This window comes from Pseudopedobacter saltans DSM 12145 (assembly GCF_000190735.1).
GTDB lineage: Bacteria > Bacteroidota > Bacteroidia > Sphingobacteriales > Sphingobacteriaceae > Pseudopedobacter > Pseudopedobacter saltans.
Genome location: NC_015177.1, coordinates 3,596,603 through 3,617,804, shown reverse-complemented (window position 1 = coordinate 3,617,804; position 21,202 = coordinate 3,596,603). Strand labels below are relative to the sequence as shown.

Sequence of the window (21,202 nt, the reverse complement as noted above, 5' to 3'; positions counted from 1 at the left end):
TTCCGAGAGAACCTGAAAGATGACAGCAATGTTTTGACCTTATACTACTATTTTATTAATATCGGTCTTCTATATGCTACCGACATGGTGTCTACAATAAATTCATTTGTAGTATTACGTATTAGATCAATGTTAATTGATTTGTCGCCTGGAGCAGGGTTATTCAAAAGCTTTACGTAAATTGTATCTCTCGCTTTTTTGGCTTGAGGGAAAACAATAGCATACTTTCCGTCTGCAGATGGTTGTATAGCTGCGCCTTCTTTATTTACAATTTGAAAATCTACTCCCAATGTTGCAGATGTCGTATTTGCCGCCGTTCCTTTGGTTATCCTGTAATGTGCAACAGCATCGTAACCTCTTGTAAATGAAGAATTAAATGAAACCGGTAATTTCAATAATGATGATTGATTTCGATTTACTGTAATCTGAGCATTATTATAAGGAACATAAGCTATATAATAATGATGATCTAACTCGGGTAAGCCCAAAAGATAATCTCTGTCTTCTTTGCAGGAAAAGATCAGGCTACTGATGACCAAAGTTAGTCCTATTAATATTTTAGATTTCATAATTTCCTGAATTAAATTTACTGCCAATTTGGATTCTGTACTACGTTATTATCACTTAAGTTGATCTCATTGAAAGGAATAGGATATAAATAGTCTCTGTTAACCTTAAACGATCTCGCCGAAGCAGGTTCAGCTATAACTATATTTTCATTATTAAGGTTTAAAGAAGACGAATTTGTACCTACCCATTCATTAGCGTTAGTATATTTTGCACCTAACAAACTTTGAGGCATAACAACCTCGGCCAACTTCCAGCGTATCATATCATCATAATGAAACCCTTCTAAAGCCAGCTCAACAATTCTTTCCCTTCTAATCTCTTCCCTCATATCCAAATTATTATTGACTACAAAAGCATTTGTAAGCTTTATATTAAATCCAACCCGACTTCTAAGTCTGTTGATGGTCAACTCTAGATCAGCATCCGAAATAGATCCATTCAGTTCGTATTTAGCTTCTGCTAATGTCACCAGCACTTCTCCATAACGGATTAACATTTTATCAACTGTTGCCTGGTTATTAATTGCATTATCCAGCTTACTAAACCCTTTTTTACCTGCAAATGCAGTACGAGAACCTAAAGAAGTTGTTGGTACCCAAGGACGCTGATACGCTTCTTCTCCCATTTTATAGAATGTCATTCCAACTCTGGGATCCCTGTTTGAAAAAACGTCATTATACGATGTTTCATTTGCCTCTTGTATAAAAAAATTAGATTTCTTAGCGCTTGGAGAATTATCTAATTTCCATGCAGGCAAACCATCCGCATACAAATAGCTTCTTAATAAGTTACGCGTTGGTGCAATTCTTCCATTTTCTAAATCCCTCGAATTATTATGCCCTAATAAGACATTGGTATTGCTCGGACCATATATTTTTACTAGAATATTCTCTGTATTCGTTGGGCCTTCAGCCTCATGCAAGAAAAGTTTCTGATAGTCAGCGTAAAGTGTATGCCCTTCACCCATCACCAAAGTGGCTGCATTCACAGCCGCTGTTAAATGAGACTGCCAATCGCCCTGTCCATGAAACTTAGCTCTGGTCCCTTCATATAATCCAACTCTGGCTTTTAGTGCCCATGCCGCGCTCTTAGTTGCCCTTCCAAATTGTGCTGCCGGTAAAGCCGCTCTTGTGGGAAGCCAGGTTGCAGCAAAGTCCAGATCCTCGTAAATCTGAGCTACAACAGTAGTTCTCGGAGTTCTGGGCATTAATAACTCAGGAGAGCCTAAAGACAGTGTTTTTAATAACAAAGGTACGTCGCCATATTTTTTTATCAGATCAAAATAATTATATGCCCTAAAGAAACGCGCCTCAGCGAGATATCGATTCTTTATGGGATCCGAAACCTGAGCTTTTATTCCCTGCTCCAAAATATTATTCGCAGTAAAAATACGCTGATATGCATCTGTCCAATTAGCATCTTCATTAGGAATAGCTCTACTTCCTGCGCTGATTTGATTTGTCCCTTGCCCCATATTATCCGTAGACCTGTTATCCGGACTGAACCCTGGCAATTGCTGATACAACCTGTTGCATGCATTTATCAGATCATTTTCTGAATTCCAGAAGTCTTTGTTAGAAAGCTGAGTCTCTGGAAATCTGTCTAAGCTACAGCCTGTAAAATAAAATGCTGTAACAAAAAGTATAATAAGTTTTTTATTTATAGTTCTCATCTCTTTCGGAATTAGAATGTAACATTTAAACCAAACGACACTGTGCGAAAAAATGGATATATCCCGGTATCTACATTGTTATTTACTTCCGGATCAAACACTTTCAAAACATCTGTAGATTCCCATAAGTCTTGTCCAGCAATGTAAACTCTAAGAGACTGAACGTATTTTTTACTAGCAGGAACTGTATAACCTAATTGTACATTTTTCAACCTTAAATATGCTCCGTTTTGAATGGATCTGTCAGAACTTTGATAGTTATAATTATTCGTTTGATACATTCTTGGAAACAACGCATTTGGATTCTCTGGTGTCCACCTATCCATATGGATTGTCCAAGGCATAAACGCTGTTTGTATGAAAGGGACAAATGCATTATCATTAATTTTGAAAGCTCTCTTTCCAACTCCCTGAAACATTGCCGAAAAATCGAACCTGTTCCAATTTACACCAAAATCAAATCCATAAGTATATCTTGCCGATGTAGTTCCTAAATAAACCAAATCCCCTGGTTTGTCTGGGGTTCCCCCTCCTGCAGAAATGACACCGTTCCCATCTAAATCAAGATATTTTACGTCACCCGGCTGAAATGCATTTGCTGGCGCAAATGGATAAGATACTTTTGCCTTGTAGGCATTAGCTTCTTCAATAGTTTGAAAGTAGCCGTCTGTTTTATATCCCCAAACACTATTAAGAGGATATCCCTCAAGAAGCTCTACTATACCACCCGCTCCAATCGAATTATTTCCTTTATAATGAACTAATTTATTTTGATTATCGGAGAAGTTGAATCCAACATTATACCTAACACTTCCAAACTTATCTCGCCATCTAAGTGCCGCCTCCCAACCGTAACTTTTTAGCTCACCTATATTTGTAGATCCTGTTTTTACTCCAATAATATTGGGAACTTTTATTATCGCCAGCATATCCTTGTTTCTCTTTTCAAAAATATCTGCTGTTAAAGTTAACCTTTCCTGAAATAGGCCTAAATCTACCCCAATATTTGCTTGTTGAACGGTTTCCCAGGTTTTAGTTGGCGAAGGAAGCTCTTCTTGGAATACATATTGGGTTTGTGCTCCATTTAAAATTAAGTTTGGATAAATATTTCTATTTGTTTTCTGTAAACCACCACTTAACAAAGTTATGTAATCATACAGCCCAAGTACCGCTCCATTACCTAATTGACCCCAAGAAGCTCTTAACTTAAGATTCGATACAACAGGAAGGTTTTCCTTCATGAAATCTTCCGAAGAAATCCTCCACGCTGCAGAAAAAGATGGAAAAAGCTGCCATCTATTTTCCGGAGATAGCCTAGAACTGCCGTCATATCTAAAAGACGCTTCGAATAGATATTTCTCCGCATAATCATAATTAAATCGTCCAAAAAACGACCCCATAGCCCAAGTTGCTACGGTATCAGTTGCTTGTTTTGTAGATGGATCTGCAAAATTTAAACTAAAGAAGTCATTGTTTACCATGCTTTTTGCAGAAGCTCGAGTTTGCTCCATCCTATATTCTTCAAACGAAGAACCAGCCAGCAATTTGAAATTGTGTTTATCTATTCTGGCTGTATAATTTAAAACGCCCTGTAAATTATCATGGGAAGCTCTACTCTTCTCCTCTATAACCTCGTTTGGATCTTGAACGGAATTCCTTAACGTACTGGTAGTTCTACCGTACCACCTTAAGGTCCTTCTATTCGCTTGCATCAAATAGTTGTCCTGATTTCGCCACGCAGTAAAGTCTGCGGTAAGTCCTTTTACAAGATTCTTAACTGTTAAATTAAACTTACCCTGATAAGTTTCGGTATTACGGATTTCCTTTCCTCCATTCTTTTGAATATCGATAGCATTTACCTGCAAATCGCCATTAAATGGCTGACCTGTTGTATCCTCTATTGGCGTATACACTAGTTGTCTATTTCTGCTGCGATAAAGGTTGGCAATAATATTGTTCGTCCCGTTTGCATTCTCATTTATAAATGATCCAATATATCCTCCTACAATGCCAATACTTAAATATTTATTGAGCTCACCATTTAAGTTGAGCTTAAAATTTGTCCTCGAGTTATCATCTGGCCCATATCTCAACACTCCATTTCTCTGATAATATCCCCCCGAAACCATATAATTTAATTTTTGATCTCCACCAGATATCGACAGTCCGTGGTTTTGCATATCGCTATATTTATTCATCCCTTCCTTAACCCAATCCGTACTTCCAAAATACTCCCATCTATCAGCAGTGGGATTTTCACGATATTGAAAGTTTGGGTTTCTAATCCATTCCATCATTTCCGGGGTATATTCCCTGGCTCCTGTAGCATTAAACCTGGCTTCATCAATTAATACTTGTTCATCCCAAGACGATAATCTCTGTGGCTGTCTGGCTGTTTTATTTATTCCATAGTATGAATTAAGGTTGATCCTTGTCTTTCCTCCAGACCCTTTTTTTGTTGTAACAAGGACAACACCTCCCGCTGCTCTCGCCCCATAAATCGCCGCAGCCGAAGCATCTTTCAGCACAGAAATACTTTCTACATCATCTGGATTTACCAAGTTCATATCCATTTGTATACCATCTACCAAAACCAGTACATCTGTTTTATTCGCCGAGGTTTCTCCCCTAATCTTAATGGAAGCTCCTTCGCCTCCTGGCTTACCACTTGAACGTGTTATAGTCACACCTGGAGCAATTCCCTGCAACGATGAGGTTAAGTTAGTCGTCGGTCTATTAGCGATCTCATCTGCCCCAATTGCAGTAACGGCTCCACTAAGGTTAGCTTTCTTTTGAGTACCATACCCCACAACTACAACTTCGCTGAGCTCAGAAACATCGTCTTTCATAGTTACATTAATTTGTTTTTGTCCCTTCACCGGGACTTCCAATTTTTGTAACCCTATTTGACTAAATACTAGAATATCGTTGTTATTGGCGGTCAAGGAAAAGTTTCCATTTGGATCTGTGGTAGTTCCTATTACAGATCCTTTAATGCCGACGACAACTCCGATGCCTGGTGTTCCATCAGATAAGAGGACTTTTCCCTTAACCTGGATTTTGTCTTGCGCAAAAGAGGCTTGAGTAATCAAAAAAGCTGCTATAATAAAAAAGCATCTAAAAATACTTTTGCAGCTATTGCTTTTCTCTAACATTTTCCCAAACGGGAAATAGCGCCAGGAATAAATCATTCTGTTCATAATTATTTTATTGGTTATGTGGTTATTAATTGAGATCCTTTAATTAAAAATGATCTCTGAGTTAGTGTCTAATTCTTTTTAATTGGCAAACAAAAGCTTTAGAGCTTTTCAACAATAGCTAAATTATGTCTAATTGGCATTTTTATCAACCAAACTGGAATACATACAACATTAAAAAAGATTTCATTTTAAAGAAAAGACCACTGAAATCTCTTCTATCCCTCTTTTATAAAAAACCAAAAATTTTGTTTTTAAGATTTTACTCCTATTTATTTAAGTTATTTCACTAAATAGAGGTTACAGTTTCGGGGGAAGGAGCAATATATTACCAACTAAATCAAGTTGCCATTTATTAATTTATTATTCCTACTTTAGCCCTTTTTAAGCTTTTAACTTCTAAAAATTTTTGTTTTAGATGTTGAGAGTAGATAGCCATAAGCCCTGCCAGTTAGTTTATTCATTAGCCAAACATGATTTTCTGGGCTATTTAATAGAGCCGCATATCGTACAGTTGAATCCGAATGGTAGTTTTTCCCTTACTCATCAAAGAATTTTTTCAAATACTGCTGAGGAATTTAAAAAGCACATTACAGAAGAAGATTTCAAAATCATAAAAATATTAGATGGTTTAGAACAAGGAGCTATCATAAAAAAGATCTATAAGAAAAACATTCGACCTCTGGAGTTCTTCACAAAGCATTGGGACGACAAATCCTATGATACAATCAGGCCGAAACTGGAGAAGAAAATTGCAGAAGCAATCCCTTTGTTAAAAGATAAGCAGGTATTCTTAATGAGTAAAGAAGGTTGGCCGGTAGAAAGAAAAGTGGAAATTACGGAAGAGCCCGCTACCATTCTGTTTCATTTTAGAAGAAATGAAATAGAAACAAGATATTTTCCAACCATCAAATATCAAGGTTTAAGGGTAGAATTTATGTTTAAAGATGCCCAAATCGTATCAAACAATCCTGCTTTACTACTTGTAGAGAATTCTCTCTACTATTTCGACCAAAATCTGGAAGGTAAAAAACTACAACCTTTTTTAAACAAGAGATATATTTCTATTCCAAAATCTTCAGAGCAAACTTACTTTGAAAAGTTTGTTTCGCCATTAATAGAAAAGCATCATGTTTATGCCGAAGGTTTTACGATAAACACAGAAAAATATCAGGCTGTCCCTGTTCTGAAAGTGGTATACGTTCCTGAAGGTATTTCCGAACTTCAGCTCTATTTCCGATATGCCAATTATGTTTTTCCGGCAGGGAACAATACAGAAGTGAGCGTAAAAATGGAAAGACATGGAGACGACTACCTATTTCATCGCATAAAAAGGTCTTTAAAATGGGAAAAAGATAGAATTGAAGAACTTACTTCTCTTGGACTGAAAAAAAACTCAAACTTATTTATCCATTTCGAAGTAGATCAAAATGAGGAAAACATAGACAAATCTTTCAGCGTTTTTGATTGGATAAGCGAGAATCACGATCGATTGATAGAAAAAGGCTATGTATTCGAAGCCGATACAAGCGCTCAGAAATATATCATAGGAACCAACAAAATAGATCTGGAAATTCAGGAAAACAATGACTGGTTCGACATTAATGCGATTGTACACTTTGGCATTTATAAAATCCCATTTATCCAACTTAAAAATCATATTCTAAACAAAAAGAGAGAATTTACCCTGCCCAATGGGGAAATAGCTATTATTCCCGAAAAATGGTTCTCTCAATATGGCAATCTACTCTCTTTTTCAGAGGGGACTGATCATCTCCAACTGAAAAAGCTTCACGTGGGCCTCGTTCATGACTTTGCAAGTAGCGAATTGGCCAGCGTAACTATGGACAGAAAACTGCAACGTCTGACAGATTTCGAACATATTGAAGAGGTTGAGGGACCAATAGGTTTCCATGGTAATTTAAGGCCATACCAGCATGCGGGATATAACTGGTTTCACTTTTTGCAGAAATATAATTTTGGGGGATGCCTGGCAGACGATATGGGATTAGGAAAAACAATCCAGACCCTGGCTTTACTACAAAAAAGCAAAGAAATACAAGAAGAGCAGAGGATTCACACAACATCCCTGATCGTGATGCCTACGTCTTTAATTTACAATTGGATAAACGAGGCTAAAAAGTTCACTCCACAACTAAAGATTTATACACATACCGGCTCCGGTCGAGAAAAAAACATAGATCATTTAAGTCAATTTGACGTAGTAATAACCACTTACGGAATCAGTAGAATTGATATAGACCTTCTAAAAGAGATGTATTTTAACTACATTATTCTGGACGAAAGTCAGAACATCAAAAACCCAACTTCGAAGGCTTTTAAAGCTATAAAACAGCTAAATTCAAGATATAAACTGATTTTATCAGGAACTCCGGTAGAAAATACGGTTAACGATTTATGGACGCAAATGTCATTTATTAACCCCGGATTATTGGGTTCGCAGTCATTTTTTCAATCAGAATTTGTTCAGCCTATCGAAAAAAAGAAAGACGAAGAGAAAGCGCACAAATTGCAGGCTCTCATCAAGCCTTTTGTTATGCGAAGAACAAAGGAGCAGGTTGCTTCTGAATTACCTCCAAAAACCGAAAATATCTTCTTCAGTGAAATGACTGAAGATCAGGCTGACTTTTATGAAAAAACGAAATCTGAATACAGAAATGAACTGCTAAAATCCATCGAAAACGGCGAATTCTCGAAGTCTCCCGTACAAATGCTCCAGGGTTTAACCAAGTTAAGACAGATTGCAAATCATCCGGTTTTAATAAACCACGAATATGAAGGTGAATCCAGTAAATTTACCGATGTGATTTACAAGCTTCAAAGTGTTATCGAAGCCGGACATAAAGTGCTCGTCTTCTCACAATTTGTTAAACAGCTGGATCTTTATAGAAATTACTTTGATAAAAACCATATCGCTTATTCTTATCTTGACGGTTCGACACAACAAAGAGGGAAAGTTGTGGAAGAATTTAAAAATGATAAAAACATTCAGGTTTTTTTAATATCGATAAAAGCGGGCGGTGTAGGATTAAACCTTACGGAAGCAGATTATGTCTTTATACTTGACCCGTGGTGGAACCCCGCTATTGAACAACAGGCAATTGACAGAAGCCATAGAATCGGACAAACTAAAAATGTATTTATCTATAAATTTATCACCAAAGATACCGTGGAAGAAAAGATTCTGGCTTTACAAAACAGGAAACTGACGGTAGCGAAATCGTTAATTACAACAGAGGAAAGCTTTATAAAATCATTATCCGAAGAAGACATTAAAGAGATATTAGGTTAGATATGGAGATATGAGACTTGAATATTGAGACAAGCGCATCTTTGAAATAAGCAAACATAAAAACAGAAGAGAAACGACTAATAAACTATTTCAATCAATGACTAATAATCTTAATGACTTGGGGGTAAGACCTATTAAAATAGCGATTGTCGGTCCTGAATCGTCAGGAAAGAGCACCATTACACAAGGACTTGCCGAGCATTTTAATAGTTTGTGGGTCCCTGAATATTCGCGGTTCTATTGTGCAAATATGAACGGGGAGTGTACAATACAAGACGAAGAGAATATGTTTTTTGGGCAAATTGCTTTAGAAGATGCCATATCCTCCGTTGCAAAGAGTGGCTTGCTTTTTTGCGATACGACTTTTATGACCGTTAAAGTTTGGTGCGAACATCAATTTGGCCTATGCCCTGATGTTGTCTCGAAGGAGATGCCTAAAAGATTATACGATTTCTATATTTTATTAAAAAATGATCTCCCTTGGGAAGATGATCCACTCCGCAATTTCAAAGGAATGGGAGATCATTTCTTCGATATCTGGAAAAAAGAACTTGAAAACATAAATGCAAAATATTTAGAAGTAGGAGGAATAGAAGACAGATTGGAAAATGCGATCAACGCCGTGAATGCATTCCTAAACACGATTGACCAATAATTTATTTAAGTTCGTTTTTAACTCTTCTGCACACATTCCCAGCCCGGTAACCAAGACTCCTTTCAATCCATTTTTGGTTGATACAGCATAAACAACCGAATCATCTGAAAGATCTTCTTGGTTTTCAAAATGGAAAACATCTGTTAACTCAACATCTTTAAAAGGGACTTTTTCTCCTGAGGAGACCAGAAAATCTCCTTCAACATCAAAATCAAGGGTATAACCCTGATCTTTAAATCGCTCCACAGCTGGTGAAACGATGTCATAATGATAATTTTTTTCAAACATAGATAGAGAATTAGGAAAGAATCCCCCTCAAACTTCAAGCCAATAATTTGAAAATCAAAAAGATACGACTTACAGCACCTCTTTTATAGTTTTGTCTATCCAATAGACTGTATTTACGGATAAACCTTGTCCACTAAATTGTATTTTACCTTCTTTATCTACAACAAGATGAGTAGGGTAAGATTTTACACCCTGGCTAGAAGAAATATCTCGTCCCCATCTCAATTGAATATAATTAAAAGGGTTCTTTTTAAAAAATTCTTCCAAATCAGCCTTTTCGTCCAATGCCACGCCTAAAAACATAACATCTTTATCATTTTTATACCGATCTACCAAACGATTAAGCTCCGGAATCTCGGCTCTGCAAGGAGGGCAATTTATAAACCAGAAATTGAAAACTAACACTTTTCCAGACAGATCTTTTGCTTTTATTTTCTGACCGTCTAAAGTTCTCATATTAAAATATTTAAAAGCGTAACCCTCTGTAAATGACGGACTTGACTTTGGCTTTGGAGCGGCGGCCATTCTCTTCTCTTTTTGTTCTTCGGTATATTTCCTTATAACAAAAATATCTTTATCATTTTCTCTACTTCTAAATTGCAAGTAATGCTCTTGCCTCATTAAAATATTCCTCCATTGTGTATAACTATATTGGTTTCCCAATTCGTCTATAATAATTGACTCCTCATTTACTTTGGGCACTTTGTTTTGACCCAATAAACAAAAGGGCAAAAAGAAAATGAAAATTAAGGGCAATAATTTTTTCATAGTTTTCTTAAAACTAATTAGGTTTACAATATATTGGTCTTTTCGATAAAAAGCATATCCCTTTCAATGGATTTTAACTTTGTCTGGATAGCGTTTTTAGAGCACCACATCATACGGTTTTTTACCCAAATGAATAGCAACGTAAGAAATGTGTCTGTCAACCAAGCTCTGGTTATAAAGCTAAAATTATTACCGAACAAAAGCAATAGCTCAAACATTTAACGAAATATAAAAAGTGGCCAGCTTATTGTATCTTTGTAAATGTAATATATGGCGAGAAAATCATTATTAAAAAAACTCCACGACACCGCTCCAAAGAAAGAAACGGCTGTTTTAATTGGTCTGATAACTCCAGAAACATCCGAAGTGAGAGAAAAAGAATACCTTGAGGAGTTGGCATTCTTAGTGGACACCGCCGGCGGTGAAACCAAACACGTTTTTACACAGAAACTTCAAAAACCCGACAGGGCAACTTTTGTTGGGAGCGGTAAGTTAGAAGAGATTAAAGAATATGTTATTGCAGAGGAAATTGACATGGTCGTTTTTGATGATGAGCTTTCTCCAATGCAGGTAAGAAATATCGAAAATGAGCTGAAGGTAAAAGAAGAGCTAACAGTAAAGGTTCTTGACCGAAGCAATTTAATTCTGGATATTTTTGCAAGCAGAGCACAAACGGCCCAGGCCAAAACACAGGTCGAGCTGGCTCAGCTACAGTATCTATTACCTCGCCTTACACGAATGTGGACACACTTGGAGCGTCAAAAAGGCGGTATCGGTATGCGTGGTCCCGGAGAATCACAAATAGAAAGCGATAGAAGGATGATCAATAACAAGGTCGCTCTCCTAAAAGAAAAGCTCAAGACTATCGACAAGCAAAATCTAACACAAAGGAAAAACAGGAAAGAAATGGTTCGGGTTGCTTTGGTTGGTTATACCAACGTTGGTAAATCTACCATTATGAATATGCTTTCCAAATCAGAAGTTTTTGCCGAAAACAAGCTTTTCGCAACCTTAGACACAACTGTCAGAAAGGTCGTTATCGAAAATGTCCCATTCCTGCTTTCAGACACGGTTGGCTTTATCAGAAAATTGCCTCACCATTTGGTAGAATGTTTTAAATCTACGCTAGACGAAACCAGAGAAGCAGATATTCTTATACATGTTGTCGATATATCACATCCGAATTTCGAAGATCATATCAGAACAGTTAATGAAACATTAAAGGATTTGGGTGTGATAGACAAAGAGACCATTACGGTTTTCAATAAAATTGACGCTTATCAGGGAGTTGAAGCGGAACAGGAATGGATGGTAGATAATGAAGAAGCCCCTAAAATGACTTTAGAGGATTTTAAGAAAAGCTGGATGGCTAAAAATGCATCTCCTGCTGTATTCATCTCTGCTACCGAAAAAGAAAATACCGACGAATTAAAAGACGTTATATACGAAAGAGTGAAGGCTGTAAACGAGAAGATATATCCTTTCAACAATTTTTTATATTAATCAAAAAACAGATATTTACTGATACTTAAAGTATTCAATCTTTAAGAACCAGTCCAAAGTCTTGATACTTGATACTAAAATCTTAATACTTAAAAAGATGGAATCTAAAAGACAACAAAAATTTGCCCGCGTTATACAAAAAGATTTAGGCGAGTATTTTCAAAGAGAGGCAAATCATTTGATCCCTAATTCTATGATTACCGTTACTAAAGTAAGAGCAACTCCCGATTTAGGAATGGTAAGAGTATTTTTGAGCTTTTTCAATGTACCAAATACTGCCGAAGCGATAAAATCAATAAAAGCCAGAGCGTCGGAAATCAGATATCTGCTAGGTAAGAAAATCAAAGATCAGGTAAAAAGCGTACCGCAGCTCGAATTCTTTGTAGACGATACTAACGAATATGTAGATAAAATGGATAAGCTGTTTGGTGAAATCAACAACAAAGACCAGGAGTAAAACTATATAGGGTATTTTAGCGTTACCTATTTAAGGTAATACTAAAATACCATGGCTTTCTCCAATTACCTTTGGGCTTTAATATTTTGGACAATTCCTTTCCAGGAATCGCCAACATTCTATAACGGTAAGCAAACGCTCCAGGAGTTCGTTAATCAGCACATTATTTACCCAAACTATTCCAAAGCAAACTGCATACAAGCTACAATTTCAGTTACCTTCAATGTAAACAGCGAGGGAAAAGTTAGCAGAGTGTATGTAAGTGACGGCCCGGGAATAGACCTGGACGAAGAGGCCATTCGGGTCATCAAATTAACCGATGGAAAATGGCAGGTGAAAAACACACGATACAAAATCTGGCAAATAACACTTCCCATAAAATTCGCTCTTGAAGAACCCAGATGTCAGGATAGAAATAAGGCAGAAACAAACAACGCCATTGCCTACTACCAAATCCAGGAGCAGTTGCAAAATACAGTTTTCGAATACTATAAAAAGAAAGCAAAAGGAGAAAATAACCCAAAAGACGAACCTCATATCATTAAACTAAAACAAGAGTTGGGCTTTGATGATGAATTTATAGAAACGAAATTAGCCGAAGCCAGAAAAATGATAAAACAAAACGATACAGAAAACACATGCAAAACCCTATTAATAATTAAAAATATTGGGTCTGACGCCGCTGATAAACTAATTGAAGAATTCTGTAAATAATTGATAAGCCATCTTAGCTAAATAAAATAAAGTTTGCAAAACTTATATTATTCTGGATTTTCAAGACAGCTTGTTTAAATACATTTTTAGGAGGCAATAATCAGCCAGATATCGTGTGTGCTATCTTCTATCTTTTGCTGTTTCCGAGTCAAACAAGCTGACACCGTTTACGTCTGTAGTCAATACTGCAGACATATAGTCGAAAAAAGGACGCATGGCGATAAAAGTAGCAATCACTTCGTCTAAAAAGTTGGCTTTCATTACCTCTTTGTCTGTAAAAGAACGCATAACCAAAAACTGTTTTTTTCGAAGCAGATCAATTGACGGATGTCCTTTATCGAATCCTTTAGGAGCTGTTTTCAACTCCTCTCCTTTCAGTTCGTCAAAGTACTGCTTAAACCTATCCTCACTAATTATATCTCTCAATTCCCTATCATCCATCTCTATTTCCTTTCTTATTCTAAGCAAATCTATATTGTTTGGTTCCCAAAAGCCTCCTCCTACAAAGCTTTTCCCAGGCTCCAGACTTAGATAATATCCGCCTCTTAACAAAGGTTTTGCCCGTCCTAAATGCAATCCAAAATAATTTTTATAGGGTGTTTTATCTTTGGAAAACCTAACATCTCTGTAAATACGGTGAGTATGGAACAAAGAAATATGATCATGCTGTTGCATAACATCATATATCTCTTTAAAAAAGGATTTAACCTCAGCAAAAACGCTGTCGAACCGCAATTTATTCTCTGCGAACCATATCTTATTATTGTTTTGGCTTAAATCGCTTAAAAAATCTAAATATTCTTTACCTAGTGTTTTCATAAAAACCACCTTATTCGTTTTGCGTTTGATGTATTCCTCAATCTTTAGATTCAGCTATTTCTGCCCTTATCAAGTTAACCTTTAAAAACTGATCTAATATATTTAAGCTTACTTTACCCCAGATTAAGAAGAGCCAAGGTATGTAATATTCAGATAAACGGAAATAAATTATTAATATCGTTTAGTGTTTCCGGCTCTATAAAAGTATATCCTCTGTAGGTCTATTTTACCTATATATCCGTCTTTAACGAAGAGGTATACAATACTCGCTAAAACTACTATTAACCTATAAATCACTGCATAGGTAGGCCCTGCAATAATACACTCTATAAACACTTATAGAAGAATACTGTAATTAGCGTATCTTCGCGATTTAAAGACAATATAATGAAGCTAATCCTTCGACTTTTTGCGCTGCTAGATTTTATTTGTTTTTGCCTATTGGCTGATCAGGCATATGCGCAAATCATCTCTTTCTTTAAAAACGAGACATTAACTGCCGTTCAGCTTTTTTCCCGGCTCTTATTTTCTTTAGGCTGGTTATCTATTTTCATTTCTTTTATACTTTTACTGATTCCCAGAAAGTCAGGAATAATAGTTTATTTCTGTCAACTACCCGTCAGATTTATCTATTTCATGTTTTCCTTTGGGTTTCTTTCCCTAATTACCTATTTTACGAATTGGCAATCTGTAAATAATTTATTGATACCTATTGCCATTTTTGGTGAGTTTGTAAGAATTTTCATTTCTTATAAAACCCTGCAAAAATATTTTTGAAAAGAGGAATTACAAAGTCTAACGTCTATAGGTAAAATGTATATGATAAACACCTAATAAACTAATGACTAATGAACGAGCAAACTAAATAGTATGAGCAATATTTTTTTCAAGGAAGAGCAAAGTTTTTTAGAAGGGCCAAGAGCCAGATGGAAAGAGTTAAAATACGTTGCAGGCGTATTCATGCAATTTTTAAAGGGTTTCAGAGCGTTACATTTTATTGGCCCTTGTGTTACCGTTTTCGGATCTGCCCGATTTGACGAAAATCATCAATACTATAAAATGGCCCGTGAAGTTTCCAGGCAACTTGCCGAAAGGGATTTTGCAATTATGACTGGTGGGGGCCCCGGCATTATGGAAGCAGCTAACCGCGGTGCAAAAGATGCAAACGGACTTTCTCTGGGCTGTAACATTGTGCTTCCGCATGAACAAAACCACAACCCTTACATGGACCGTTTTGTTACCCTTGGATATTTCTTTGTTCGGAAAGAGCTTTTAAGAAAATATTCTTTTGCCTTCGTTATCTGTCCCGGTGGTTTTGGAACCCTGGATGAGTTTTTCGAAACAGTAACTTTAATTCAGACAGGAAAAATAGAACGTTTTCCTATTGTTGTTATGGGACGCGAGTTTCATCGGCATGTAGAAGAACATATTAATTTAATGGCCGAACAGAAAACAATCAGTGAAGAGGACCTGCATCTGATCTTATTTACAGATTCTATAGATGAAGCCGTGCAACATATAACAACCTTCTCCAAAACTCAAACAGGAGTAAGAAAATTAAGTATTCCAAAGAAAGAGAACTGGCTATTGGGTGAAAAGAAACTGAAAAGAGCATAAAAAACGCCCAATATTTCTATTGGGCATTTTTACTCAACAAGCAAAACAAGATTAATCCTTTTTAAACAAAGTTTAAAGAAGAAAATTTCCTGTTCAAGATTTTTGAATCATCAACAGCCAGCCATTTATCCAACACCGTTGCATAAACCTGTCTGAAATCGACTTCATATTTTAAATCGCCGCTATCTAAATCTTTTAAATTCGGCGCTCCGTTAATTATTCCCTTTTCCTTTAAATTTCCACCAAACAGGAAAATGTTATTCGCTGTTCCGTGGTCTGTTCCATCACTGGCATTCTGTTGGACCCTTCTACCAAACTCTGAAAAAGTCATTACCAGCGTATCCTTAAATGTACCTGCCTTTTTCAGATCATTCGAAAAAGCATTAATTGCTTCACTATATTGTTGCAAAAGACGGCCCTGCTGGTTTACCTGATTCGTATGCGTATCAAATCCACTCAAAGAAACATAATAAACCCGAGTTGTCAAACCCGAATTTATAAATTTAGCAATTGTTTTCAATTGATTGCCAAAAGCATTGTTTGGATAACTGGATAAAGAGTTATACGTTTTCGTGGTATCCAGAATATATTTTGCCGATGAAGAGGTCTCTATCATGGTTTTATACAGGTAACCAAGATTATCCTCATCAAGCATTTCTTTGCCCTCGTTTACAACTTCTTTAAAGAAAGGCTCTCTTGTATTCCGATATAGCTGTTGCGGATCTTTTACCGCAATCCCTTTCAGAGTCCCCCCTTTCATAGCCAGAGATAAGGTATCATCCACCTCTATTGCAGCATAAGGGAAACTGCACTCCTTGCAATTAGAATCCAAATACCTGCCAATCCAACCAGTAGAAAGATATTGATTGGAATCACTTGCAGTTTGCCAGATATCCATGGACCTGAAATGAGATCGATCGGGATTTGGATAGCCCACACTGTTGATTATGCTCATCTCACCCTGATCGTACAATTCTCTTAAAGCCTGCATATTCGGATTAAGCCCTTGCAAATCGTTCAGTTTAATAACCTTATTGGCCTCAATCGCTATTGTTTTTCTTCCCTGGTAGTATTCATCCATACCAAAAGGCACAACCGTATTTAATCCATCATTTCCTCCGGACAACTGAACTATCACTAAATTTTTATGTCCCGCAAAATTGCCCGAAGCCATGGCTTCTAGTGGTTTCAAAAATGACGGAATCAGAAAAGCTCCCGTTGCTAAACCTGATTGTTTTAAAAAATCTCTTCTTTTCATTTTATTTAGTTTTTGGGAGTTAACACATTTGATATTCCGGAGTACTCAATAATTGTACAACTTTTGTTTTCAAGTCAGTACTTTCAGATACGTTACTAAGTAAAGCCGGGCTTATTGGCGCTCTTAGTAAAAAAGCGGCTAAATCTTTCTTGTCCAGTTTTTCTGGTAAGTTCTTAGAGAATTTGTCCCAATCTGCAGATGCCTTTATTCGTTGAGCCACCTTTTTGCTCTCTCTTCTGGCAAAGGCAAGAATTGCCTCGTCATCCGGGTCGGCTTTGCCTTCAACCTCTAATATCCCATTATTAAGAATAGTAGATGGCATCTTTAGCCTCAGCATCAAAGAAGAACTGTCGATAAAATCTTTACCCAAAGGCCATCCCGATACATTAGGCGGATAAAATAATGTTTGACCTAAAGCCTGTTGAAATCTCAATAAAACACCTTTATTTTCGTAATCAATATAAAACTGCCTGTTAAGGCCGGCAATAAATTCTATAGGCGTTTTTATTTTGTTTCCTACATTCACATCATCATAAAACCAATCGGCAGTAAACATTTTTTTAAGTACAGGTTTCAATTCGTAGTTTTTACTATAAAAATAGTCTCCCAATTCTTTAATATGAGCTTCATTCGGCGTTTCGTTAACAAAAAACCTATATAGCTTCCCAGAAATATAATATGCTGTTTGCTTCTTTTCGAATATCATATCTATGATATCCTGCCCATTAAATCTCCCCTTCTTGCCAAAGAAAGTTTTTACCCCATCATCATGCAGTTTTTCCGCGAATTCGAATTTGCTGTTTTTGTTATAGCGCCAGCCTGTGAAAGCTCTGGCAGATGCTTTAATATCATCTTCCGTATAATGCCCAACCCCAAGCGTAAAAAGCTCCATAAGTTCGCGGGCGAAATTCTCGTTTGGTTTTCCTTTTCTATTTTGTTGATTATTTAAGAAAGAAAGCATTGCCCGGGATTGAGAGACAGCTACAGTTAGCGCTTTAAAGTTCCCTAAGGCATAATCGCGGTGGATGTTATTAAGCTCCTGAATATAAAAAGGCGCATTTTGTTGTCTACAGGCAAAATGGCCATGAAAAAACAAAGTCATTTTTTCACGTAAAAAAGCATCATCCGAGGCCAACTTATCTAAAAACGCGACATTCAGCGTTCTGGTCTGTTCGGAATACTCTCTTTGCCGCTGTCGTCTTTCCTCCGCTGTTAACGTCCCGTAAGGAACATCCTGCTTTGGTTCCTCAACGACTGATAATGGCCGATACTTTGCAGATTCAGAAAACATTCTGTCTACAAGTTTCTCTATCCGCTGATTTTTCAGCTTTTGATATTCAGAATAATGGATCCCAAATCCCGCTCTGGAATAGAGATGCTTTACTTTATCTTGTTGATTCATAACGGTGTGTTGCTACGACGTTAGACGTATATATAAATTTAAGGTTTAATCATTAAAAATTTAAATGCAATTTTCTTTTTATTTTTAACCATCTTATTAAGCAAATGTGATTTTTAAATTAGAAGAAGAACTCATTTTTCCTCCATGCCATTTAGCAGAAGAAGACGGTCTGCTCGCTGTTGGAGGAGATTTATCCCCCGAAAGACTTTTACTGGCTTACACCAATGGAATTTTTCCATGGTATAGCGATGACACGCCAATTTTATGGTATGCACCTCACGAGCGTTTTGTGCTTTTCCCAGAAAAACTAAAGATCAGCAAAAGCATGAAACAGGTTATAAGATCTGGGAAATTCGAAGTCACCATTGACGAAGCCTTTCCCGAGGTAATAAAAACCTGCGCCAAAATAACAAGAAAAGACCAGGACGGAACCTGGATAACAAACGATATGCAAAAAGCTTATATTAAGCTGTTCCGCCTGGGCTTTGCACATTCTGTAGAGGTTTGGGAGGAAGGAAGCCTAGTTGGCGGGCTTTACGGAGTACTTATCAATAAGATTTTCTGCGGGGAATCTATGTTTTCCAAAACAAGTAACAGCTCTAAACTGGCTTTGATTTGGCTAGCTGAAAATATCGACTTAAAACTTATCGATTGCCAGGTACACACCAATCACCTGGAAAGTATGGGTGCAGAAATGATAAGCATGGAAGAATATTTAAAATATCTAAAAGCGTAAAAATTAACTCATTTTGAGTATATAATATCCTCTAGCAAGTATTACCTAATTTTTCTCCTAGCCAGCGCCGTTATTGATTCTCTATTTTCCATATATTATGCATGATAAGACCATATAAAAATTTGTTAGAAGAAGGGCCAGTTAGCGAGATGTTACGGATAATTTATCAAGTATGGAATAACGCTAACATCCCTTTTTGGACACCGGGTTATTACTTGATTCTGGTAAATTGTTTTAAGGTGGCGTTAAAAAGAAGGGTATAGAAAGGCTCTTTTTCGTTTCTAGCTAACTCCAAAAAGCCGATAGGACGAGAACTAAACTCTTTGATACCCTTGCCAATAAAGCTTACGAAACTTATTTTTTCTGTCTCACCTCTGCCGCCTGATAAATGTCTTCTTCGGCTTTAAATATTTTGAATTGAACTTCGTATTCTTCCGGAACATAAATTACAATAGGAAGTTGCCCATTATAGTTTACGAATTCGCGCTGACCAGAAACAAATAAATGTCTTCTCGGTTGGCCTGGACATGCCATTTGTGTAGAGATAACATTTCCCTTGGTTTTGAATACATAGTAGTTGTATCCCCATCCTTGTAAATCTTTCTTTTCCAATTCTCCCTGTAAGCCAAAACTATTACAGCCGTCTACTTCCATCCATTTTCCTATGGTAAACTCTATTCGCTTATTGTTATCAGCTTTTGAATATGGAACCTCAATCACCATTTGTTTGTATCCTTTTTCTGGTTTGGGATAAATTGACAAATCTTGTTTAAGAATGGTATTTTGTGCCATAATTGCCGTTGTTAAACCAACCAAAGACAATACTAATGTTAGTTTTTTAAAAGTTTGATTTCTCATAAGAAAATTCATTTTTGTTATATAATGTGCCAGACACCTTGTCCGACGTTACTGTTATCCCTTTACCTCTTAAACTCGCTTTGTGATACACTTTAACATAATTGATACATTCTACTGCATTTCTTTTGGTAACGTCCTGTTTGCTAAATTCCCAATCGTTAAGCCCTGTACTACTATAGAGAAAACAACAACGAAATAGGTTATGGCTATAATTAACTCTTTATAAGGCCCGCCTCCGATAGATAAAGCCAGAGCGATAGAAACTCCTCCTCTTAACCCTCCCCAAACAAGGATTCTTATTGTTGGCATATCAAATTTTTCGTTGAAAGGGATCATCTTAGCAGGAATAAAAATAGATAGAAACCTACCCATCAATACTACCATGATTGCAACCACTCCTACTGCCCAATAATCTATCACTTTTGGAATCAATAGCAATTCGAATCCGATAAATAGGAACAATATCGCATTAAGAATTTCATCAATTAGTTCCCAAAATTTATTCAGATAATCCGATGTTGTAGGCGTCATGGCGTGGATACGGTCGCCATAATTACCCAATACTAGTCCAGCAGAAACCATAGTTAGCGGTCCCGAGATATGCAGTCCCCGGGCAACCAGGTAACCGCCCATTACTACCGATAGAGTAATTAAAACCGAAACTTTATAATCATCAACTTTACGCATAAATTTAGCAGCGCTTACTCCCAGAAATGCTCCTAAAAGCAAGCCCCCAAAAGCTTCTTTAATGAATAACCAAGCTACATATTGAAATGTTATATCAATATCAGCACCCTGCGTAAGCTTTAAAATAACGGCGAAAACAACTACCGCAACACCATCATTAAACAAAGACTCTCCCGCCACTTTAGTTTCTAAAGATTTCGGAACTTTTGCATCCTTTAATATCCCTAATACAGCAATAGGATCTGTTGGAGAAATAAGAGCTCCAAAAAGGAGACAGTAAATTAAAGGTAAATTGATAGACAGATAAGGCAATACGTAAAAGAAAATACTGCCTATTGCAAAAGTAGAAATCACAACACTAACAGATGAGAAAATAATAACCGGTAGTTTTTGTTCCCGCAGGTCGCCGAGGTTGACATGAATTGCTCCTGCAAAAAGCAAAAAATTAAGCATGGCTCCCATCACTACTTCGGTAAAGTTTACATCTTTTAGTATTTCGGAAAAATCGCGAAGTAATGCAGGATAGATGTTACCTAAAATTACCAAAGCAGTGGACACAAACATGGCAATTAACATCACTCCTATTGTTGATGGCAGTTTTAAATATCTAATGTTTAGATATGAAAATATCGAAGCGAGAACTATGAGTACCGAAAATGAATAATATAATTCCATAAAAAATATTATG

The 21,202-nt window shown here is 36.7% G+C and carries 17 protein-coding genes; 7 read left to right on the top strand and 10 right to left on the bottom strand.

The window, feature by feature from the left end:
- Positions 1–47: 47 nt before the first annotated feature.
- From PEDSA_RS15380 to PEDSA_RS15370, 3 genes are read right to left on the bottom strand one after another with little or no spacing between them, the layout of a single operon-like run.
- Positions 48–569 carry a hypothetical protein gene (locus tag PEDSA_RS15380; RefSeq protein WP_013634083.1) on the bottom strand — a complete coding sequence of 174 codons (522 nt, stop codon included), beginning with the start codon at positions 567–569 and terminating at the stop codon, positions 48–50.
- A gap of 17 nt (positions 570–586) precedes the next feature.
- Complete coding sequence (locus tag PEDSA_RS15375) at positions 587–2,242, bottom strand: RagB/SusD family nutrient uptake outer membrane protein (RefSeq protein WP_013634082.1); 1,656 nt, start codon at positions 2,240–2,242, stop codon at positions 587–589.
- 11 nt (positions 2,243–2,253) lie between these two features.
- The gene (locus PEDSA_RS15370; RefSeq protein WP_218916218.1) at positions 2,254–5,442 is read right to left on the bottom strand and encodes a SusC/RagA family TonB-linked outer membrane protein; all 3,189 of its coding nucleotides are present in this window, start codon (positions 5,440–5,442) and stop codon (positions 2,254–2,256) included.
- A gap of 415 nt (positions 5,443–5,857) precedes the next feature.
- Here PEDSA_RS15370 and PEDSA_RS15365 point away from each other — a divergent pair, with 415 nt between their 5' ends.
- Together PEDSA_RS15365 and PEDSA_RS15360 are read left to right on the top strand one after the other, a co-directional pair.
- Complete coding sequence (locus tag PEDSA_RS15365; RefSeq protein WP_013634080.1) at positions 5,858–8,752, top strand: DEAD/DEAH box helicase; 2,895 nt, start codon at positions 5,858–5,860, stop codon at positions 8,750–8,752.
- Positions 8,753–8,849: 97 nt separating this feature from the next.
- Positions 8,850–9,407 (top strand): AAA family ATPase, encoded by a 558-nt coding sequence (locus tag PEDSA_RS15360; RefSeq protein WP_013634079.1) that lies wholly within the window; start codon positions 8,850–8,852, stop codon positions 9,405–9,407.
- On the opposite strand, the gene PEDSA_RS15355 is transcribed toward PEDSA_RS15360, so the two are convergent.
- Together PEDSA_RS15355 and PEDSA_RS15350 are read right to left on the bottom strand one after the other, a co-directional pair.
- Positions 9,387–9,695, bottom strand: a complete 309-nt coding sequence (locus PEDSA_RS15355) for a hypothetical protein (RefSeq protein WP_013634078.1) — start codon at positions 9,693–9,695, stop codon at positions 9,387–9,389. The genes PEDSA_RS15360 and PEDSA_RS15355 overlap by 21 nt on opposite strands.
- A gap of 69 nt (positions 9,696–9,764) precedes the next feature.
- The gene (locus tag PEDSA_RS15350; RefSeq protein WP_013634077.1) at positions 9,765–10,463 is read right to left on the bottom strand and encodes a TlpA family protein disulfide reductase; all 699 of its coding nucleotides are present in this window, start codon (positions 10,461–10,463) and stop codon (positions 9,765–9,767) included.
- Positions 10,464–10,733: 270 nt separating this feature from the next.
- Here PEDSA_RS15350 and hflX point away from each other — a divergent pair, with 270 nt between their 5' ends.
- The 3 genes from hflX (at position 10,734) to PEDSA_RS15330 (ending at position 13,137) form a co-directional block, all read left to right on the top strand.
- Positions 10,734–11,966, top strand: a complete 1,233-nt coding sequence (gene hflX / locus PEDSA_RS15340) for a GTPase HflX (protein ID WP_013634076.1) — start codon at positions 10,734–10,736, stop codon at positions 11,964–11,966.
- Between the two features lie 97 nt (positions 11,967–12,063).
- Complete coding sequence (gene rbfA, locus PEDSA_RS15335; RefSeq protein WP_013634075.1) at positions 12,064–12,423, top strand: 30S ribosome-binding factor RbfA; 360 nt, start codon at positions 12,064–12,066, stop codon at positions 12,421–12,423.
- 51 nt (positions 12,424–12,474) lie between these two features.
- A complete protein-coding gene (locus PEDSA_RS15330; protein ID WP_013634074.1) occupies positions 12,475–13,137 on the top strand; it encodes a TonB family protein in 663 nt (220 codons plus the stop codon).
- A 120-nt stretch (positions 13,138–13,257) separates the two neighbouring features.
- Here PEDSA_RS15330 and PEDSA_RS15325 read toward each other — a convergent pair whose 3' ends face one another.
- Positions 13,258–13,956, bottom strand: a complete 699-nt coding sequence (locus PEDSA_RS15325) for a DUF2461 domain-containing protein (RefSeq protein ID WP_013634073.1) — start codon at positions 13,954–13,956, stop codon at positions 13,258–13,260.
- An 870-nt stretch (positions 13,957–14,826) separates the two neighbouring features.
- Here PEDSA_RS15325 and PEDSA_RS15315 point away from each other — a divergent pair.
- Positions 14,827–15,573, top strand: a complete 747-nt coding sequence (locus tag PEDSA_RS15315; protein WP_013634071.1) for an LOG family protein — start codon at positions 14,827–14,829, stop codon at positions 15,571–15,573.
- Positions 15,574–15,634: 61 nt separating this feature from the next.
- Here the strand turns inward: PEDSA_RS15315 and PEDSA_RS15310 are convergent, their stop codons facing one another.
- Both PEDSA_RS15310 and PEDSA_RS15305 read right to left on the bottom strand, forming a co-directional pair.
- Positions 15,635–16,831, bottom strand: a complete 1,197-nt coding sequence (locus PEDSA_RS15310) for a DUF1501 domain-containing protein (RefSeq protein ID WP_013634070.1) — start codon at positions 16,829–16,831, stop codon at positions 15,635–15,637.
- 19 nt (positions 16,832–16,850) lie between these two features.
- Positions 16,851–18,233, bottom strand: a complete 1,383-nt coding sequence (locus PEDSA_RS15305; protein WP_013634069.1) for a DUF1800 domain-containing protein — start codon at positions 18,231–18,233, stop codon at positions 16,851–16,853.
- Positions 18,234–18,339: 106 nt separating this feature from the next.
- Between PEDSA_RS15305 and aat the strand changes: the two genes are divergently transcribed.
- Complete coding sequence (gene aat, locus PEDSA_RS15300) at positions 18,340–18,969, top strand: leucyl/phenylalanyl-tRNA--protein transferase (protein WP_013634068.1); 630 nt, start codon at positions 18,340–18,342, stop codon at positions 18,967–18,969.
- 354 nt (positions 18,970–19,323) lie between these two features.
- On the opposite strand, the gene PEDSA_RS15295 is transcribed toward aat, so the two are convergent.
- Positions 19,324–19,827 carry an ecotin gene (locus tag PEDSA_RS15295; protein ID WP_013634067.1) on the bottom strand — a complete coding sequence of 168 codons (504 nt, stop codon included), beginning with the start codon at positions 19,825–19,827 and terminating at the stop codon, positions 19,324–19,326.
- 111 nt (positions 19,828–19,938) lie between these two features.
- Positions 19,939–21,189: a cation:proton antiporter gene (locus PEDSA_RS15290; RefSeq protein ID WP_013634066.1), complete on the bottom strand. Its 1,251-nt coding sequence runs from the start codon at positions 21,187–21,189 to the stop codon at positions 19,939–19,941.
- Positions 21,190–21,202 lie beyond the last annotated feature (13 nt).

Bases quoted from the DNA above. Each gene is read 5' to 3' on its own strand.
- PEDSA_RS15315 (WP_013634071.1), top strand. From the start codon at position 14,827: ATGAGCAATATTTTTTTCAAGGAAGAGCAAAGTTTTTTAGAAGGGCCA.
- PEDSA_RS15380 (WP_013634083.1), bottom strand. From the start codon at position 569: ATGAAATCTAAAATATTAATAGGACTAACTTTGGTCATCAGTAGCCTG.
- PEDSA_RS15360 (WP_013634079.1), top strand. From the start codon at position 8,850: ATGACTAATAATCTTAATGACTTGGGGGTAAGACCTATTAAAATAGCG.
- PEDSA_RS15295 (WP_013634067.1), bottom strand. From the start codon at position 19,827: ATGAGAAATCAAACTTTTAAAAAACTAACATTAGTATTGTCTTTGGTT.
- hflX (WP_013634076.1), top strand. From the start codon at position 10,734: ATGGCGAGAAAATCATTATTAAAAAAACTCCACGACACCGCTCCAAAG.
- PEDSA_RS15365 (WP_013634080.1), top strand. From the start codon at position 5,858: ATGTTGAGAGTAGATAGCCATAAGCCCTGCCAGTTAGTTTATTCATTA.
- PEDSA_RS15370 (WP_218916218.1), bottom strand. From the start codon at position 5,442: ATGAACAGAATGATTTATTCCTGGCGCTATTTCCCGTTTGGGAAAATG.
- PEDSA_RS15350 (WP_013634077.1), bottom strand. From the start codon at position 10,463: ATGAAAAAATTATTGCCCTTAATTTTCATTTTCTTTTTGCCCTTTTGT.
- PEDSA_RS15375 (WP_013634082.1), bottom strand. From the start codon at position 2,242: ATGAGAACTATAAATAAAAAACTTATTATACTTTTTGTTACAGCATTT.
- PEDSA_RS15330 (WP_013634074.1), top strand. From the start codon at position 12,475: ATGGCTTTCTCCAATTACCTTTGGGCTTTAATATTTTGGACAATTCCT.
- PEDSA_RS15325 (WP_013634073.1), bottom strand. From the start codon at position 13,956: ATGAAAACACTAGGTAAAGAATATTTAGATTTTTTAAGCGATTTAAGC.
- rbfA (WP_013634075.1), top strand. From the start codon at position 12,064: ATGGAATCTAAAAGACAACAAAAATTTGCCCGCGTTATACAAAAAGAT.
- PEDSA_RS15290 (WP_013634066.1), bottom strand. From the start codon at position 21,189: ATGGAATTATATTATTCATTTTCGGTACTCATAGTTCTCGCTTCGATA.
- PEDSA_RS15355 (WP_013634078.1), bottom strand. From the start codon at position 9,695: ATGTTTGAAAAAAATTATCATTATGACATCGTTTCACCAGCTGTGGAG.
- PEDSA_RS15310 (WP_013634070.1), bottom strand. From the start codon at position 16,831: ATGAAAAGAAGAGATTTTTTAAAACAATCAGGTTTAGCAACGGGAGCT.
- PEDSA_RS15305 (WP_013634069.1), bottom strand. From the start codon at position 18,233: ATGAATCAACAAGATAAAGTAAAGCATCTCTATTCCAGAGCGGGATTT.